Annotated in this window: 10 protein-coding genes and 1 pseudogene; 7 read left to right on the forward strand and 4 right to left on the reverse strand. The window is 67.6% G+C overall.

Translation table 11 applies throughout. From position 1 onward, the window contains the following. Window positions 1–21: 21 nt before the first annotated feature. Together GKC29_RS20670 and GKC29_RS30060 are read left to right on the forward strand one after the other, a co-directional pair. Window positions 22–426: a hypothetical protein gene (locus GKC29_RS20670; RefSeq protein ID WP_155332389.1), complete on the forward strand. Its 405-nt coding sequence runs from the start codon at window positions 22–24 to the stop codon at window positions 424–426. A 173-nt stretch (window positions 427–599) separates the two neighbouring features. Next, window positions 600–2,228, forward strand: a complete 1,629-nt coding sequence (locus GKC29_RS30060) for a DnaJ C-terminal domain-containing protein (protein WP_230688734.1) — start codon at window positions 600–602, stop codon at window positions 2,226–2,228. An 87-nt stretch (window positions 2,229–2,315) separates the two neighbouring features. Here the strand turns inward: GKC29_RS30060 and GKC29_RS20685 are convergent, their stop codons facing one another. Further along, a complete protein-coding gene (locus tag GKC29_RS20685; protein ID WP_155332390.1) occupies window positions 2,316–3,455 on the reverse strand; it encodes a helix-turn-helix domain-containing protein in 1,140 nt (379 codons plus the stop codon). A gap of 369 nt (window positions 3,456–3,824) precedes the next feature. Between GKC29_RS20685 and GKC29_RS20690 the strand changes: the two genes are divergently transcribed. The 4 genes and pseudogenes from GKC29_RS20690 (at window position 3,825) to GKC29_RS30065 (ending at window position 10,699) form a co-directional block, all read left to right on the forward strand. Then, window positions 3,825–4,040 carry a GntR family transcriptional regulator gene (locus GKC29_RS20690; protein ID WP_230688735.1) on the forward strand — a complete coding sequence of 72 codons (216 nt, stop codon included), beginning with the start codon at window positions 3,825–3,827 and terminating at the stop codon, window positions 4,038–4,040. A gap of 573 nt (window positions 4,041–4,613) precedes the next feature. Continuing rightward, window positions 4,614–6,575, forward strand: a complete 1,962-nt coding sequence (locus GKC29_RS20695) for an ATP-binding protein (RefSeq protein WP_155332391.1) — start codon at window positions 4,614–4,616, stop codon at window positions 6,573–6,575. A 608-nt stretch (window positions 6,576–7,183) separates the two neighbouring features. After that, window positions 7,184–8,872: pseudogene (locus GKC29_RS30605) on the forward strand (NB-ARC domain-containing protein); the annotation flags it as partial. Window positions 8,873–8,905: 33 nt separating this feature from the next. Beyond that, complete coding sequence (locus GKC29_RS30065) at window positions 8,906–10,699, forward strand: WD40 repeat domain-containing protein (RefSeq protein ID WP_230689094.1); 1,794 nt, start codon at window positions 8,906–8,908, stop codon at window positions 10,697–10,699. 86 nt (window positions 10,700–10,785) lie between these two features. Here the strand turns inward: GKC29_RS30065 and treZ are convergent, their stop codons facing one another. From treZ to glgX, 3 genes are read right to left on the reverse strand one after another with little or no spacing between them, the layout of a single operon-like run. Beyond that, window positions 10,786–12,519, reverse strand: a complete 1,734-nt coding sequence (gene treZ / locus GKC29_RS20705) for a malto-oligosyltrehalose trehalohydrolase (RefSeq protein WP_155332393.1) — start codon at window positions 12,517–12,519, stop codon at window positions 10,786–10,788. Then, window positions 12,516–14,846, reverse strand: a complete 2,331-nt coding sequence (treY, locus tag GKC29_RS20710) for a malto-oligosyltrehalose synthase (RefSeq protein WP_155332394.1) — start codon at window positions 14,844–14,846, stop codon at window positions 12,516–12,518. The genes treZ and treY overlap by 4 nt, the downstream gene beginning before the upstream one ends. Next, on the reverse strand, window positions 14,846–16,963 hold the full coding sequence (gene glgX, locus GKC29_RS20715) for a glycogen debranching protein GlgX (RefSeq protein WP_155332395.1): 2,118 nt from the start codon (window positions 16,961–16,963) through the stop codon (window positions 14,846–14,848). The genes treY and glgX overlap by 1 nt, the downstream gene beginning before the upstream one ends. A gap of 333 nt (window positions 16,964–17,296) precedes the next feature. Between glgX and GKC29_RS20720 the strand changes: the two genes are divergently transcribed. Next, window positions 17,297–18,700 carry a glycosyltransferase family 4 protein gene (locus tag GKC29_RS20720; protein ID WP_155332396.1) on the forward strand — a complete coding sequence of 468 codons (1,404 nt, stop codon included), beginning with the start codon at window positions 17,297–17,299 and terminating at the stop codon, window positions 18,698–18,700. The last annotated feature ends 134 nt before the right edge of the window (window positions 18,701–18,834 follow it).

Genomic DNA, 18,834 nt, shown 5'->3' on the forward strand with positions numbered 1-18,834 from the left:
GTTGCGCCGTACAGTGGGCCAGTGGACGAGATCAATGTGATCGTGGCGGCACTGGCGGCCGGCGCGACCGCCGGGGTGTCCGGCACCGCCACCGAAGCGGTCAAAGACAGCTACCAGTTGTTGAAGGCGTCGTTGACGCGCCGGTTCACCGGACGGGACACCGCCCTGGAGCAATTGACGACTGACGAGACCGAGCCGGGGGTGTGGCAGGCCCGCATCGGTCAGGACCTGCACGACAGCGGCGCCGTCGCCGACCCGCAAATCCTGGCGGCGGCCCGGAAGCTGCTCACCCTGGCCGACCCCGCCCGCGCCGCACAGCTGAACATCACCGTGGACACGGTCAACGGGGCGGTCGGCTCCTTCCACGCGCCGGTCAGTTTCGACCAACGGACGCAGCTCCCCCCAGCACCGCCGGCAGCCGGGTAGAGGCGACGGCTGCCGGCACCACTGATCTGCCTGACCTACGCCTACGCGACGCGTACGGTCCGGTCGGCGCCTTCTACGGCCCGGTCACGGTCGGCGGCCGCAACCAGGTCGACTGGCCGTACCAGTCGGGGTCGATTCCACCGGCCGCCGACAACTTCCAGCTGCGGGACGCGGTGTCCGCGCTGGACGCGGCGACCGCGCCGGGCAGTACCGCGGTCGTGTGCCAGGTGCTGTCGGGTCTCGGCGGCGTCGGCAAGACCCAACTCGCCGCCCATCTCGCCCGGCGGGAGCTGGCCGACGGTGCGGTGGATCTGCTCGTCTGGACGACCGCCACGTCCCGGGCGAGCATCTTGTCGTCGTACGCTTCCGTGGGCAACCACCTCAGCGGGACCGACGACAAGGACCAGCAACGGGCCGCCGAGAGGTTCCTTGCCTGGCTCGCCACCACCCGGCGACGCTGGCTGGTGGTCCTGGACGACCTCACCGAACCGGGCGACCTCGCCGGGCTGTGGCCGCCGTCGACGCCGAACGGCCGGACCGTCGTCACCACCCGCCGTCGGGACGCAGCGCTGCTCGGCTCCGGCCGCATCCCGGTCGAGGTGGGCGTCTTCACGCCGGCCGAGGCCGAGAGATACCTGCGTGGCAAGCTGGCCGGCCGGGCTGACCTCGCCGAAGACGCAGCAGGGCTCGCCGCCGACCTGGGCTACCTGCCGCTGGCCCTCGCCCAAGCCGCCGCGTATCTCCTGGACCGGGGATTGACCTGCGGCGAGTACCGCAAGCGGTTCGCCGACCGGCGACGGCGGCTGGCCGAACTCGTGCCGGAGCCGCAGGCACTGCCCGACGGTCACCGCGCGACAGTCGCCGCGACCTGGTCGCTGTCGATCGAGCTGGCCGACGCGATGACCCCGGCCGGGCTGGCCCGGCCGCTGCTGGAGCTGGCCAGCCATCTGGACCCCAACGGCGTGCCCACCAGTGTCTTCATCACCCTGGCCGCGCTGCGGTATCTGGACGAGGGCCGGGGGTCGTCGCCGCGCCGCACCGGCTTCCTGGCGTCGTTGCGGCGGTCCCGGCAGGTGCGACCGCAGGTCGGCGCAGCCGACGCCCGCGACGCGTTGCACTGCCTGCAGCGGCTCAGCCTGGTGGCGCTCACCGACGACGCCAGCGAGGTACGCGTCCATGCGCTGGTGCAACGCGCCACGCGGGAGCAGATTCCGCCGCATCGGCGGGCCGCCGCGGAGCAGACCGCCACCACCGCGCTGCGGCACAGCCGCGGGGCGGACGCGATCCTCCGGTTCGACATGAGCCTGGAGGAGACGGCGTTCGGCCGGGAAGCACCAATCACGATCGACACAGCCGTCACGTGCAGCACCTGCGGCGGAGAGCTCCCGGCGCTGTTCGACTGCCGCGACTGCGGAGGCGACGGGCGGTTGAGGACCCGCCGGACGCTGACCGTCAAGTTTCCGGCCGGCATCGAGGACGGGATGCGGATCCGGCTGGCGCAACAGGCCGAGGCGGGACGCTACGGGGGAACCTGCGGCGACCTGTACATCGAAATCCACGAACTGCCCCACGAACGGTTCACTCGTGTCGGTGACGACCTGCACTGCACCGTGGACGGCTCGTCCATCGACTTCGCAACGGGCGGCATCCTGCCGGTGGTCGGTCTCGACGGCGCGACGTTCCGGATCCGGGTGCCGCCCCGAGCGCACCCCGGCATCAGGATCCGGGTAGCGGGCCAGGGCGTGCCACATCTCAGGCAGACCGACCCCGGACGCGGCGACCTCTACATCACGCTGCGCTAGCGTCCCGATCTTCGGCCGGACGTGCGGGGCGTACACCGGATCAACACCGCGATGACCGCGCGGATCGACGCGAGAGGTCTGGGCGGGTCAGCGGGTGAGCCCGACCAGCGTCGCCAGGCGCGCCACGCCGGCCGGCGCCGGGTGGCCCCGGGCGACCTCGGCGATCACCGTACGCGCCAACGGCCGGCACCGGACCTCAGCCGGCGCGACGGCGTCGGCCTCGACCAGCGCGCGGGCCGCCCCGCGCAGGTCACCGAGCTGGAGGTACGCCCGCGCGACGTCCACCAGGTACGCGGCCCGGTGCTCGGCCGGCAGCCGCCGCCACGCCTCCCGCTGCATGACTGTCGCGTGCCGCTGCACCGCTCCCCCGGCGTCCCCCAGCTCGACCGCCACCACGACGCGCGCCAGCTCAACGGCGGCCGGCCCGAAGCCGGTCCGATGCGGATCGTCGCCAGCCCTGACCTGCGTGGCTATCCGGGCGGCCCGCTCGGTCAGCTCCCCGGCCTGGCGGGCGTCGCCGCAGCCGGCGGCGGCCAGGGCGGCCTGGAGCAGCAGCGTCCCGTGGACGGCCGGCGCCTGCGTCGGCGCGAGGCGGCTCGCGGCGGCGAGCGTCGCGGCGAGGGCCAACCGGTGCCGGCCCAGCGCGCGCAACGCCTGCCCGATCGACACGGCCGCCGTCGCGACCCGGACCGGATCGCCGCCCGCCGCGGCCATCGCCCGGTCGGCGGCCAGCCAGGCGAGGTCGGCCTCACCGAGCTTCACCAGCAGCGACGAGGTGATCCGGTACGCCGGCACGAGCAGCCCTGGCTCTCCGTTTCGAGTGGCGTCGAGCAGCCCCGGCAGCACCCGCACGAGCTGCGCGTAGTGCGCGTGCTGGTAGGTCAGCCAGGCGTGCTCGACGTGCCGCCGGACCTCACCTGTCGGCTTCGGCGGTGGGTTGTCGTAGCGGGCGAGGGCGGCCCGGATCCCGTCCACACCGTCCAGCGCCTGGGGTGTGGCCGGTGCGGGCGGGCGGTGCTGGCCGAGCAGCGCCATCGGGTCGACGCGCAGCACCTCGGCGATCTCCTGGATCACCGGGTACCGGTCCAACGCGCGGACACCCCGCTCCACCTTGTCCACCCAGCTCTTCGACCGGCCGAGCCGGTCGGCGAGCATCTGCTGGGTCATCCGCCGCCGTACCCGCCAGCGCGCCACCCGACGACCAATCGGCAGGTCATCGGTGGTCACGCCGCCACCGCCGGTCCGGCACCGCCCGGGTGGTGTCCTCCAGGGGTACGCGCTCCGCCTCGGCCTGCTCCAAGAGGCGTCGCTTCGCAGCCTCCCGCTCAGCCTTTTCGACCTGCTCGCCTCGGGTTATCGGCTCGTCGTCCCGACCGTGCATCCCACCTCCATCGAGCCCGTTCTTCCTCGTGCTTCTCTGAGCAAAGGCGTGGATGCCCGATCGCGGGGGCTGCGACGGACATCCACGCCGGCGAGGACGGCCCAACAGCGCCAACCGAGGGGAACGACCTCCTCGGCAACCTCCCATAGGTACCGTTGGGTAGTCAAGGGCTGACTTAGGTGGTAGTACTCGTGTTGCCAACCGAGGGGAACACAGTGCCACCGCGTTACCGCTATGAGCAGATCGCCGACGACCTCGCCGAACGCATCGCGTCCGGCGAGTTCCCGCCGGGCTCCAAGCTGCCCAGCCGGCGAGAGTTGATCGAGCACTACGGGGTCACCGAGCCGGTGATCGACCGCGCGATGCAGGTCCTACGCATCAAGGGAATGACCGAGACACTGCCCGGCGTGGGCGTCTTCGTCGCCGAGTAGGTCGCCCCCTGGCGGTCAGCCGCCGAGACCGCCACCCCTCGCTTGTGGTTTCTGGGCGCTCCGTCTGGCGGCGTCCGCCCAGGTCATCGACACCCAGGTCATCGTTCGCGGGCGGCCCGACTTGATCGTCCCCGTACAGTATTGCTGTCAGCGGTGCTGTCGACAGGCGGCGGATGGCTTCCGGCAGCTCACTACCGTTGCGCGTTCGCGTTGCCGTCGAACTCCAACACCTCGGCCGCCGGCGCTTGAATTGCTTCGCGTTCGTCGCGCTCGCACGCGAACGCCTGGCTTAGGTACACCGGCCGCTTGACCTCCCCGAGGTTGAGGGTTCAACAGAGCCCGGACGGCCTGTACGCAAGCCCCGAGCGCCGGCCGGTCCGATCTAAAGCCGTAACAGTGGGCGGACCGTCCTTCAGCGCCGTACGGAGAGGCGCCGGAAACGGCCCCCTTTCTGCTCTGACTGGACACCGGCGTCGACCTGGGACGCAATGACAGATATCCGACAGTAAAGCACCACGCCATCTCCTACTCTGAGCGTTCACCTTCTCTCGGACAGCAACGGGGGTTCATCCGATGACCGAAGTGGTGCTCGCTGTCGGAGAGCCAAAAATACGTCAGTTCCAGCACAAGAAACCTATCGCCGCAATCGCCGAGCTTGTCTGGAATGGCCTAGATGCGAACGCCACCTATGTCAAAGTTGAGCTGGAGCGAACCCTCACCGGGGCTGTCGATCGAATAATCGTCAGCGACAACGGGGAGGGAATTTCCCCAAGCCAGGCCGAAGAGTCGTTCCGGGAGTACGGTGATACCTGGAAATCCAGGCAGACGCACACTAGTGGCCATCAACGTATTCTGCACGGCCAAAATGGCGAAGGCCGTCTGTACACTTTGGCGCTCGGAGAACAATTCGCCTGGAACTCGGTAGCGACGGTTGACGGACGCAATGTTCGAACACGCATTACGGGCACCAGGAACAGGCCGACCATCTGGAACATTGAGGACCCGACCGAGACAGGCGACAGCGCAGGTACGGTAGTCACTATCACGGTCCCCCAAGGCAAGCGCCATCGCGCTCTCGAAAGTTCTGATGCGCCAGACAATCTAGCAGCGCGACTAGCGTTCTACCTGAAAGCCTATCCTGGGATCAAAGTAGAGTATGACGGAGTCATACTGAACCCGGAGAACATCATACAGGACGTGGTGGACCTACGACTGGAGCTGCCCTCCGAGTACATATCCGAATCTCCGCCGATTGTTACCTTCGTCGAGTGGAAGACTCGAACAACTGACCGCAAGATGCTTATCTGCAATGCTCAAGGCATCGCACTTGCCGAGTATGGAGAGGACTGGAACGACCCAGTAGTGTCCTTCACACCGTACCTGCGCTGGCGCGGCTTCAGCGACATGTCCGTCGAAGACATCCATATGCTGCCGATGACTCACGCCGTTTTGCTTCATGCCGCTGAGCAAGCGATCCGAAAGCATGCTTCGCGACGCCGGGTTGAGATTTCGGGCCAGGTCGTGGAGCAATTGAAGACAGAGGGTCTGTACCCTTATGACACAACGGAATTGAGCCCTACGCAGGTTGTCGAACGCCAAACCTTCGACTTGGTGGTAACCGTTGCCCGGGCCGCACTTCCACCTCGTGGAGCCCCTCGTCAACTATCCGTGAACTTGATTCAAGCCGCGCTCGAACGCGATCCGAGCGACCTCCACAGCATCCTCGATCGGGTTCTGTCGCTAAGCCCGCAGGAGCGCGCCCATCTCGGTCGGCTTATCGACGACACTCAACTGTCGAGTATAATTAGCGCAACAAACACAATCGTCGACAGGTTGAACTTCATCGGAGGTTTGCGCAAACTGCTCGCAGATCCTCAACTGCGCCGCGAGCTACGCGAGGTCGATCAGCTCCATCCCATGATTGCCAAGAACCTGTGGCTATTCGGTGAGGAGTGGACCCTCGCCCGGACAGAGGTCGGCCTCACGGCAGTACTCCGAGAACACCTGGGCCGCCTAGGGCAAGACGTGGCCCTAGAAGGTGACCTAGAGAGAGTGGCTCGTAGCGACGGCCGGAGTGGCAGGGTCGACATTCTGCTTTATCGAGGGATCGGCGATGAACGGCAGAATGAACGACTCATCGTTGAGCTGAAACGGCCCACCGTCAAGGTTGGCCGCCAAGAACTCGATCAGGTCAAGTCGTACGCGAGAGCAATCGTCGAGGACCCGCAGTACCGCGGTGTCAAGTGTAAGTGGAAGTTCGTTCTGGCCACTTACGAGTACAAGGATTCGATCAAGCGTGATATTCGGCAGCGCGACAAGCCGCCTGGCCTTGCAGACGATCAAGAGGAGTACGGCGTCTGGGTCATGCACTGGGGGGAGATCCTTGACGCGGCCGAGCGCAAGCTCTCGTTCTTCCGCAAGCAACTCGAGTACGAAGCGACCGATGAGCGGGTGACTCGCTATCTCCGCGAGAGCTACCAGGAATTCATCCCTGATGCCTTGCAACAGGTGCCGGCCGGGGAAGAGAACTGGTAGGGCAGCCGCGCTTTAGTTGATCATGAGTTGTGGGTTCGGCGTCGTACTCGGGCGCGGTGGTGGTACCAGCGAACGTGGGCCCGTGGTGGCCGCATCGCCACCACATCGATCGCAGGTGGTATCCAGTTACGGACGCGAGGGACCGCCACAGGCCGAACCTTACCCAGTGCCGCACCGACGGACGTCTACTTCAAGTTCGCCTAAAAGGCCGACCACGAGGGACCCCGTAGCTGGGACCCGAGCCGGTAGTGTCCGAGAGGCACCTAGGGAGGATGATGCAAGGCAGGACTTCAACGTGATGCCTTGCATCATCCGAACACCGTACCTCGGGGGTCGGAGTAGATGACTCGCCTTGGGTGACGACACCTCTCATTAGCAAGACCTTGAGCATCGTTGGGGACCAGATGCCACGCCGACGTCCAGTGAAGGCCGTCAAGTATAGCCTCTACGTCATACTCAGCGTACTCGTGGCGAATCTGACTGGCCTGTCCATCAACATCCTTTCGTCTAAGGAGATGGCGTGGCCGCCCGTCCTAGAACCTGTCCGAGACCATCCTCTACCATGGACCGTTAGCCTCACCGTCGTAGCGATTACATTGAGCCTTGTGATGTGGCGGCAACAGGGCGAGGGCGCGCCGCAGCAAAGCGATCCAACACCGCCGAGCGTTCCCGAACCGCCAGGATGGGTAATCGGAAGGCCGGCCGAAGTTGACCACGTTGTCCGCGGACTGGTTCGTGGCGATGGTCACGCAGTCGGCATTACGACAGCTCTTCGGGGTGCTGGCGGATTTGGCAAGACCACCCTCGCCAGCGTCGTTTGCGCGGACCGACGCATAAAGCGCCGATTCAAGAACCGGGTGTATCAGATCACCCTCGGTCGAGACCTGGTGTCTCCTGAATCAATAGCCAACAGGGTGAACGATACGATAAGAATAGTTACTGGCGAGGACGCAAACTTCTCAGATCCAAGGCTCGCTGGACAGCACCTTGGTCGGCTATTGGACGCTCGACCAAGAATGCTGTTATTGATAGACGACGTCTGGAATCAGGATCAAGTTTCTCCATTCATGGTCGGTGGGCCTCGCTGCGCGCGCCTCGTCACGACCAGACTCCCGTCCGTGCTACCAGGTGACGCCATCACCATCAAGGTTGACCAAATGTCGCCTGAACAGGCGCGGCAGGTACTCGTGTGGTCTCTGCCGGCCATTCCTGCACCGACCGTCGACCAACTCCTAGCGGCAACCGGACGCTGGCCACTCTTGCTTCGGCTCGTTAACCGGGTCATAGCCAACGCGGTCTCAGACGGGCGGGATGCTAGCAGGGTAGGCGCCGACGTTGTTCGCCTGCTACGCGAAGGCGGCCCCGCAGAGATCGACGGGCTGACTGATACTTGGCAAGAGCCTGACCTGAACATACCGGAACAGCGCGCCCGGGCGGTGCGGGCAACAATCGAGGCGAGCACCAAGTTACTAAGGAATGACGGCGACCAACGCCTTGCGGAGCTGGGGATTTTCGTCGAGGACGAGGCCATCCCGATCGAAGTCATATCCATGCTGTGGTGGAAGACCGCCTCTCTTACCCGGGCGGACTCGCAGGCTTTATGCGGACGAATGGTTCAACTTGCTCTATTGGTTAAATCCTCCATCGACGGGGGGGCGTTCTCAATGCACGACGTCGTACGCGACTTTCTTCGGGCCGAGCTGGGAACGACGCGTGTGCGTGAGCTGAACAACATGTTAGTCGATGCAATCGCGCAGCACGTTTCTCAGGAGGATGATTCACGACTCGATAGCGACTCTGACTTGAGGACTGCATGGTGGAAGCTAGCCAACGGCCAGCGATACGTATGGGACCACCTCGTTTCGCACCTAATTGCGGCGGGCAGGTCTAGCGAAGGAGAGGAACTGGCTGGCAACCTCGTTTGGGTCGGCGGACGGCTCCTGCGGTCCGGCCCTGCGGCGCCCTACAGCGATTTGGCCTTATTCCATACGCCCCAGAGCCAACTGTTGCGAGCCGACTTAGGGCGCGCTTCGCATCTCTTGGCTCCGACTGAGCCGCAGGACGCAGTCGTTCACATCCTTCACAGCCGCCTTCGGGATCGGTCACGCTGGCGCCCACAGGTCGAAGCACTGCAAGAAGCGCTTACAGGGACGCGCTTAGTTCATCGATGGCCGCTGCCCGATCTACCTCACCCCGCGATGCGGCGGAATCTCGTGGACCACGATGGGCCGGCCCTCGCGGTCTCCATGTCTTCGGACGGCGGTTGGCTCGCGACGTCAGGAGCGGACGCGAAGATAAGACTTTGGGACAGCGCGACTGGCCAGGTGAAGATGACCCTCGGTGGCCATACGGGACCGGTCCGCCTAGTCACGATCACCTCTGACGACCGACGCGTGATCAGCGGCGGAGAAGACGGCGTTCGCGTGTGGGACGCCGAGACCGGGCAAATGCTGGCCCGCTTCGCGGAACAAGCTCCGCCGGTAAACGCATTGGCCGTCGATGCAAACGGCACCTGGGTAGTCACTGCCGAAAGCGACCCGGTCGCCCGCGTGTGGGAGATCGACGGCGGCAGGTTGAAGCGGAAGCTGCCAGGTCACGCCGCGACGGTCACGGCCGTCGTTGCCTCGCCGGACGGCTCATGGATTGCTACTAGCAGCGGGTGCACCATCCGTCTTTGGAATGCATCGTCCGGCACTCTCATCGCTGCCTTAAGCGGGCATCGCGGAGAAGTTACTATGCTTGCCGCCTCGCCCGACGGAAATTGGCTGGCGACGGCCGGCCGCGACGAAACGGCGCGGATGTGGAACACCGCCACAGCCACTCTACACGCCGTCCTGCCCTCTCGATCTGGCTGGTTTTCTGCAATCACCTTCGGGGCAAATAGTAAATGGCTAGCAACCGCCAGCGGGAGCGTCGTCACTCTTTGGAAATTCCTGCAGAGGGAGAGGTCAGACACGCTTGACACGTCTGCTGGCGCTATCGTCGACCTCAAATCATCGCCGGATTCCTCCTGGCTGGTTGGGGCCGGCAAAGATGCAGTGATCAGAATTTGGAGTACCGAGAGTAACAAATTGATTGCGTCCCTGGGTGGCCACTCCGATGAATTGACAGCGGTCCAAGTTGCGCCCGACGCGTCGTGGATAGCGTCTACCAGCCTCGACGGAACTGTCAGAACATGGGATGTGAGCGCAACAGGCGAGCAAGCCACACCTACGGATAGCGTTAGTTCGACGAGCGTTAGCGCTGCCGGAGACGGCTCATGGATCGTCACGACGGGCGCCGATCATGGTGCCCGCCTTTGGGCGACGGATGAAAGCAGATTCGCCTACGATCCTCGCAACTATGGATTAAGCGACGCGGGCACACCTCGCACCATAAGTAGTTCAGCACATGATGCTGTAGTAGTGAATAGCAACTGGATCGCCACCCACGGAACTGACCCGAAAATCCGACTTTGGGACCAAACCACCAACACGCTGCGCGCCGAGCTAGCCCTCGACAAGGATGGGCGAACCCATCGTCAAATCAAGGCGATCGCGGGCGAGCCGACTGGCAAATGGCTGGTCGCCCTCGACTCCGAGCACAATCTACGTGCCTGGAATGTTCGAAAGTCACCAATCCAAGGAAAGGTTCTGTCAGGCGCATTGAACCTCAGGGTAGGATTGGAAGGAGTTGTAGCGTTCGCAGTGCGCGACGAGTTTCTGCTTATCGGCGAACTTGACGGGTCCTTGCGAGTTTGGGACTTGGAAAGCGACTCGGCTCGATGGTCGGCATCGGGTGAGGGCCCTCTGACGGCCTTGGAGATTTTGCCCAACAAAGAGTGGATTGCCACCTCAAGCAATAACGACGTGATAGCGTTGTGGCGTATAGGTGAAGAGGCGCGGGTGAAGGAGATCGCGACCAACGGCATCGTAACTAGCATCAAGACCTCTCCTGACGGCCGCTACCTAGCAGCCACCACATCCCGCGGCAGCCTAGAGATATTCGCGACTGACACATGGCAGCGGGCGACTACGATGCGAGTCGATGGTGACCTCCGATGCTGCACTTGGATACCGGCCAGTCAGCTAATTGCGACCGTTGGCTTACGCGGCCTATACATGTTCGAACTGATGACTTCGTAGGCGGTTCCCGGCAGAGTCGGAAGGGGGTTGCGCATCGGAGATTTGGCGGCAGCTCCCTCATCTCCGCACGGGGTAGCACCGAAGGGTCATAGCGCCACGATGGCCGCCGTCTCCGCTGGTAGCTCGATTCGGTCGCGCATCACCGTGACCCCGTCTCCGGTGGCCAGCAACACCCTCCGTACCACCCCGGGCAACGTGATCCGCTGCGGCCTGGCGGCAAGGTTCGCCGCCACCAGGCACTCGCCCCGCCGCATCAGCAGGAACTGGTCCCCGTGCCGCACGTCGACCGCCGTCAGCCGCGGGTCGGTCAGGTCCGGCCGGCTCTTCCGCAGCGCGATCAGCCGCCGGTAGAACTCGTACATCTCCCGGTGCTCCGGCTTGTCCAGCTCCGCCCAGTCCAGCCGCGACCGCAGGAACGTCTCCGGATCCTGCGGATCCGGCACTGCATCAGCACCCCACCCGTGCGAAGCGAACTCGCGCTTACGACCAGCAGCCACCGCAGCAGCCAACTCCGGCTCCGGATGCGAGGTGAAGAACTGCCACGGCGTCGAAGCAGCCCACTCCTCCCCCATGAACAGCATCGGCGTGAACGGCGCCGTCATCAGCAACGTCGCCCCCACCCGCAGCAGCCCAGGCGAAAGTGTGGAAGAGATCCGTTCCCCGGTAGCCCGGTTCCCGATCTGGTCGTGGTTCTGTAAATAGGCCACGAACCGGTGCCCGGGAACCCGCTGCCGATCCACCGGCCGCCCGTGGTGCCGCTGGCGGAACGAAGACCAGGTGCCCGCGTGGAAGAATCCGCCGGTCAGCACGTCGGTCAGGCACTCCAGGGAGCCGAAGTCGCCGTAGTAGCCCTGCCGCTCCCCCGTCAGCAGCGTGTGCAGCGCGTGGTGGGCGTCGTCGTTCCACTGGGCGTGCAGGCCGTACCCGCCGGCCTCGCGGGGCGTGATCAGCGTCGGGTCGTTGAGATCGGACTCTGCGATCAGCGACAGCGGCCGGCCCAGGTGCGTCGACAGCGCCTCGACCTCGACGGCCATCTCCTCCAGCAGATGCGTTGCGCGGGCGTCCGGCATCGCGTGCACGGCGTCCAGGCGCAGGCCGTCGACGTGGTAGTCCCGGAGCCACATCAGCACCGAGTCGATGATGTAGCGGCGCACCCCGTCCGAATGCGGCCCGTCGAGGTTGACCGTCCGGCCCCACGGGTTCGACTGCTCGCTGAGGTACGGCGCGAACATCGGCGCGTAGGCCCCGGAGGGCCCGAAATGGTTGTAGACGACGTCGAGGATCACCCCCAGCCCCTTGGCGTGGGCCGCATCGACCAGGCGTTTCAGGCCGTCCGGCCCGCCGTAGGGTTCGTGCGGCGCGTACCAGCAGACGCCGTCGTAGCCCCAGTTGTGCTCGCCGTTGAAGGCGTTGACCGGCAGCAGCTCGATCATGTCGACGCCCAGGTCGACCAGGTGGTCGAGCTTGGCGATCACCCCGTCGAAGGTGCCCTCGGGGGTGAAGGTGCCGACGTGCAGTTCGTACAGGACGCTGCCGGGCAGTTGCCGGCCGGTCCAGCCGGAGTCGGTCCAGGAGAACGCCGAGTGCGAGTAGACCCGGCTCGGGCCGTGGACGCCGTCAGGCTGCCACGACGAGCGGGGGTCGGGCAGGGCGTAATCGTCGTCGTCGAGGAGGAACGCGTAGTCGGTGCCGGGGCCGGCGCCGGGCACCTCGACCCGCCACCACCCACCGGTGCCGGCGCGCATCTCGTGGTCGGCCTCGCCGAAGAGGCGCAGCCGCACCCGGGCGGCTTCGGGCGCCCACACCCTGAACTCGGTCATGCGGCGGCCTCCACGGAATAGGTGGGAGCGAGGAGGGCGACGGGATAGGTGCTCAGCAGATCATGAAGGAGCAGCTCAGACCCACTGTAGACCCGTCCGGTGAACATGTCTGTAACAGAATGAGCGGACATCGACAGCCTGGTTCCGCGCCACCCGCCCCGGGCGGCCAGCCGCACCGGCAGCCGGGTGGCGACGGCGATCGCACCGCCCCGGTCGAAGGCGACCACATGTTGGGCGGCGAGCCCGCGCGCCGGCACCGGGCGGTAGCCGGTGAACAGCTCCGGGCGGTCCCGGCGCAGCCGCAGGGTCCGCGACACCACGAGCAGCTTCGCCGCCCCGGACGCGTCGACCGGAGGATGCCAGCCCGCGTCGAGCCGGGCCAGTATGTCCTTGCGTACGCCGAAGTCGACCGGCCGCCGGTTGTCCGGGTCGACGAGGGAGTTGTCCCACAGCTCGGTGCCCTGGTAGGTGTCCGGCACCCCGGGCATGGCGAGCTGCACCAGCTTCTGCCCGAGGGAGTTGGACCAGCCGGCCGGGGTGATCCGGTCGGCGAAGGCGGTCAGCTCCGCGTTCAGCGCCGGGTCGTCGTACAGCGCGTCGACCAGGTCGTGCATCGCCTGCTCGAAGACCGGGTCGGGGTCCGCCCAAATGGTCGCGGTCGACGCCTCCCGGGCCGCTTTCTCCGCGTACGCGTGGAGGCGCTCGCGCTCGACGGGCCAGGCGCCGACGGCGGTCTGCCACAGCAGATGGGCGAAGGCCGGGTCGGGCAGCGGCACGCGGGCCAGCCAGCTCCCGACCTGGACGGCCCAGCGTTCCGGCAGCTCGCTGAGCACGGCGAGGCGGGCGCGGACGTCCTCCGACCGCTTGGTGTCGTGGGTGGAGATGGTGGTCATGGCCGCCGGCCAGCGCACGTTGCGGGCGGCGGCGAAGCGGTGGAACTCGGCCGGCGGGGTGCCGAAGTGGGCGGGGCTGCCGCCGACCTCGTTGAGGGCGATGAAGCGGCTCCACCGGTAGAAGGCCGTGTCCTCCACACCCTTCGCCATCACCGCGCCGGTGAGCTGCGGGAAGCGCTTCGCCAGCTCGTCGTCCGGGTCGCGCAGCCGGCGGGTGACCGCGTCCAGCACTCCGGTGAGGTCGGGTCGCCGCCGGCCGGCCTCGGAGCGGGCGGCGGCGAGGTGCCGGGCGCCCTCGGGCGGGTACCCGCGGTAGACGTCGAACGCGGCGGCGAGTTCGGCGAGCGCCGCCCGCACGGCGTGCCGGTCCAGTTCGGGGACGAGCATGGCGAGCCGGGTCAGCTCCGCCGACAGCAGCCGGGTGGCAGCCTCCAGCTTGGTGTCGTGGGTGAGGTCCTCCCAGGAGGTGTGCCCGCCGACGAGGCGGGCGTCGAGGGCGGTGAAGTCCCCCTCGGCGTCCGGGTCGACGAACAGGCCGGAGACCGCCGCGAGTGCCTCGTAGCCGGTGGTGCCGTCCACCGGCCAGGCCGGCAGCTCCTCCCCGTACTCCAGGATCTTCTCCACGACCAGCCACACGGCGGGCGCGGCGGCGCGGAGCCGGGCCAGGTAGCCGGTGGGGTCGCGCAGCCCGTCGGGGTGGTCGACGCGGATGCCGTCGATCTCCCCGGCCTCCGCCCAGCGCAGGATCAGCTCGTGGGTGGCGGCGAAGACCTCCGGGTCCTCCACCCGCAGGCCGGCCAGGTCCGCGACGGCGAAGAACCGGCGGTACGTGAGTTCGCTGTCGCCGCGCCGCCAGGACACCAGCTCGTAGTGCTGCCGGTCGTGGGCCTCGCGGGGCGTGTCGTCGCCGGTGCCGTCGGCGATCGGGAAGCGGTGCTCGTGGTAGCGCAGCTCCCCGTCCACGACCTTGAGGTCGTCGAGGGCCGCCGGGTCGTCGGCGAGCACCGGCAGCAGCAGCCGGCCCCGGTCCCAGTCGATGTCGAACCAGCGGGCGTACGCGGAGTCGCGGCCCCGGCGCAGCACGTCCCACCAGGCGGGGTTGGCCGCCGGCCGGGCGACCCCGGCGTGGTTGGGCACGATGTCCACGACCAGGCCCAGCCCGGCGGCCCGCAGCGCGGCGAGGAGGCGCTGCCGGCCGGCCTCGCCGCCCAGCTCGGGGTTGACCTGGCGGTGGTCGACCACGTCGTAGCCGTGCTGCGAGCCGGGGGTGGCGGCGAGCACCGGCGCGCTGTAGAGGTGGGTGACGCCGAGGTCGGCCAGGTAGCCGGCGAGCCCGGCGGTGGCGTCGAAGTCGAAGCCGGGGCGGACCTGCACGCGGTAGGTCGACCCGACCCTCGTCGACGTGGCGGGACCGGGTTGAGGGGTGGGGGGCATCAGATCGTCCTCTCCAGGACCACCAGCGAGCGGTCGGGGACGGTCAGCGCGTCGCCGGCCTCGACCGTCGTCGTCTTCTCCGGTTCCGGCTCCGCGGTGCTGATCACCAGCTCCCACCGCTGGCCGAACTCGGCGGGCGGCATGGTGAAGTCCAGCGGCGCGTCGTGGGCGTTGAAGCAGAGCAGGAACGAGCTGTCGACGTGCCGCTGGCCGTACTGGCCGCGCTCGCGGATGCCCTCGCCGTTGACGAACAGCGCAACCGACCGGCCGAAGTCGTTGCCCCAGTCCTCGCCGGTCATCTCCCGGCCGTCGGGGGTGTACCAGGCCAGGTCGGGCAGCGGCTCGTCGACCAGCCGGGAACGCACCGGCAGGCCGGTGAAGAAGCGGCGGCGGCGGAACACCTGGTGCCGGCGGCGGAACTCGACCAGTCTCCTCGTGAAGTCCAGCAGGGCGGTGTCGGCGTGCTCCCAGTCGATCCAGGCCAGCTCGCTGTCCTGGCAGTACGCGTTGTTGTTGCCCCGCTGGGTGCGGCCCAGCTCGTCGCCGTGGCCGATCATCGGCACGCCCTGCGAGAGCATGAGGGTGGCGAGGAAGTTGCGTTTTTGGCGCGCGCGTAGGCCGAGGATTCCCGGGTCGTCGGTCTCGCCCTCGACGCCGCAGTTCCAGGAGCGGTTGTGGCTCTCGCCGTCCCGGTTCTCCTCGCCGTTGGCCTCGTTGTGCTTGTCGTTGTACGACACCAGGTCGTTGAGGGTGAACCCGTCGTGGCAGGTGACGAAGTTGATGCTGTGGAACGGGCGGCGCCCGTCGTCCTGGTAGAGGTCGGCGGAGCCGGAGATGCGGGAGGCGAACTCGGCGATGGTGGCCGGCTCGCCGCGCCAGAAGTCGCGGACGGTGTCCCGGTACTTGCCGTTCCACTCCGTCCACACCGGCGGGAACTGGCCGACCTGGTAGCCGCCCGGCCCGACGTCCCACGGCTCGGCGATCAGCTTCACCTGGCTGACCACCGGGTCCTGCTGCACCACCTCGAAGAAGGTGGACAGGCGGTCGACCTCGTAGAACTCGCGGGCCAGGGTGGCGGCCAGGTCGAACCGGAAGCCGTCGACGTGCATCTCGGTCACCCAGTACCGGAGCGAATCCATGATCAGTTGGAGCGAGTGCGGGCTGCGGACGTTGAGGCTGTTGCCGGTGCCGGTGTAGTCGACGTAGTACCGCCGGTCCTCCTCGGACAGGCGGTAGTAGCTGGCGTTGTCGACGCCCTTGAAGCTCAGCGTGGGCCCGAGGTGGTTGCCCTCGGCGGTGTGGTTGTAGACGACGTCGAGGATGACCTCGATGCCGGCGGCGTGCAGCGCCTTCACCATGCCGCGGAACTCCTGCACCTGCTGGCCGAGGCGGCCCAGCGCCGAGTAGCCGTGGTGCGGGGCGAAGAAGCCGATCGTGTTGTAACCCCAGTAGTTGCGCAGGCTCAGGTCGGCCAGGCGGTGGTCGTGCACGAACTGGTGCACCGGCATCAACTCGATCGCGGTCACCCCGAGCTTCCGCAGGTGCTCGATCATCGGCGGGGAGGCGATGCCCGCGTACGTGCCGCGCAGCTCCTCCGGGACGTCCGGGTGGCGCATCGTCAGGCCGCGCACATGCGCCTCGTAGACCACCGAATGGTGGTACGGGGTGCGCGGCGGCTTGTCGTTGCCCCAGTCGAAGTACGGGTTCACCACCACCGACTTCGGCATGAACGGCGCCGAGTCGGTGTCGTTGCGGGTGTCCGGGTCGCCCAGCTCGTAGTCGTACACCGCCGGGTTCCACTCGACGTCGCCGTCGATCGCCTTCGCGTACGGGTCGATCAGCAGCTTGTGCGGGTTGCAGCGCAGCCCGTTCGCCGGGTCGTACGGGCCGTGGACGCGGTAGCCGTACCGCTGGCCCGGCTCGATCCCCGGCACGTACGCGTGCCACACGTACGCGTCGACCTCGCGCAGCTCGACCCGGCGTTCGGTGCCGATGTCCCACTCGTCGAAGAGGCAGAGCTCAACCTTCTCCGCCACCTCGGAGAAGATCGCGAAGTTGGTGCCCATCCCGTCGTAGGTGGCCCCGAGGGGGTAACGCTCACCCGGCCAGACCTGCATGTCGCTCCTTCGGCACACGATCATGAGCGCGGCACCGCACCATGAGCGGGCCACCGGCGGGACCGCTGGCACGCACGCGGTTATTGCCCCACAGAATTCGCCACCAATCCCACCGTTCGGCCGATGACCGGAATCCACCCTACTGACCCCTGGTAAACCTTCAGGTGTCTTCCGTCACGGTCGCCCTTCTCCCGGGTGCGGAATCGGCCCGCATGCGCTTTCTTGGATAGAGCGCGCGGGTGCGCGCCTCCCCCCGGCCTCTCGGCCGACCCCACCACCTTCTCTGCCGGCACCGGCGCCGGCGCGACCCACCATGCATGGACGGAGATTGATGTGACCACCCTGCGGGTCGGCGAGCCGCTCGCCACCGCCCCGGACCGGATCCACCGGCCCACCCTCACCTCCCGTACCCAGGTCCCGGCCCAGCCGGCCCCGGGCGTCCCCCCGCAGCCCCGCCGGATCCTGATGCTGTCGTGGGAGTACCCGCCGGTGCTCGTCGGCGGCCTCGGCCGGCACGTCCACGCCCTGTCCGTCGCCCTCGCCGCCGCCGGCCACGAGGTCACCGTCGTCACCCGCCACGCCGACGGCGCACCCCTGGAGGAGTACGCCGACGGCGTCCGCATCGTCCGCGCCGCCGAAGACCCCGTCACCTTCCCCCTCGCCACCGGCTCGCTGCTGGCCTGGACGATGGCGTTCAACCACACCCTCACCCGCGCCGCCCTGCGCGCCACCGAGACCGGCGGGTACGACGTCATCCACGCCCACGACTGGCTCGTCGCGCACACCGCGATGACCCTGCGCGAGCACCTGGACATCCCCCTGGTCAGCACCATCCACGCCACCGAGGCGGGCCGGCACCAGGGCTGGCTGCCCGAGGAGATGAACCGCACCATCCACGGTGTCGAACAGTGGCTGGCCACCGAGTCCGGCCGGGTCATCGCCTGCTCGGGCTACATGCGCTCGGAGGTCACGACCCTGTTCCGGGTGCCGACCGCCCGCGTCGACGTCGTGCCCAACGGTGTGGAGCCGCGCCGCTGGCGGGCGCCGGCCGCCGCGGTGGCCCGCGCCCGGGCCCGCTTCGCCGGGGACGGCCCGCTGGTCACCTTCGCCGGCCGGCTGGTGTACGAGAAGGGCGTCCAGCACCTCCTCGCCGGCCTCCCCCGGCTGCGCGACCGGCACCCCGGACTGCGGGCGGTGATCGTCGGCGACGGCCCGTACCGCGGGGAACTGGAGGCGGAGGTGCGGCGGCTCGGCCTCGGCGACACGGTCAGCCTGCCCGGGTTCCTCGGCGGCACCGACCTGCCGGCGGTGATGGCAGCGTCGGACTGCTTCGCGGTGCCGAGCATCTACGAGCCGTTCGGGATGGTGGCCCTGGAGGGCGCCGCCGCCGGGGCGCCCCTCGCCGTGTCCGCGACCGGCGGGCTCGCCGAGATCGTCGAGCCGGGCGTCACCGGGATGACCTTCCGCCCGCAGGACCCGGACGGCCTGACCGACGCCGTGCACGCCCTGCTGTCCGACCGCGACCACGCCCGCCAACTCGCCCGCCGCGCCCGCCAGATGGTCCACGACCAGTACGGCTGGCCCCAGATAGCCGCCCGCACCGCCTCGACGTACGCCGCAGCGATCACGGAAGCCCCCACCTTCGCCACGGCGAGGGCGGCCCACCGCATGACCCACGGCCACACCCCGCCGCCCCTCCCCTCCGGCAACCTCCTAACCACCCCCGCCCTGCGGTGAAAGGAAGGGCCCCCTCTTAACGCCTGGGGTAGAGGAAGGGCCCCCTGTTAACACCTGCCCATCGGCGCGGACGACGAAGGCCGCCGACCCGGACTCCAGGTCGGCGGCCTTCGTGCGGCACCGATGTTAAGAAG

Origin of the sequence: Micromonospora sp. WMMC415 (assembly GCF_009707425.1) — a bacterium.
Taxonomy (GTDB): domain Bacteria; phylum Actinomycetota; class Actinomycetes; order Mycobacteriales; family Micromonosporaceae; genus Micromonospora.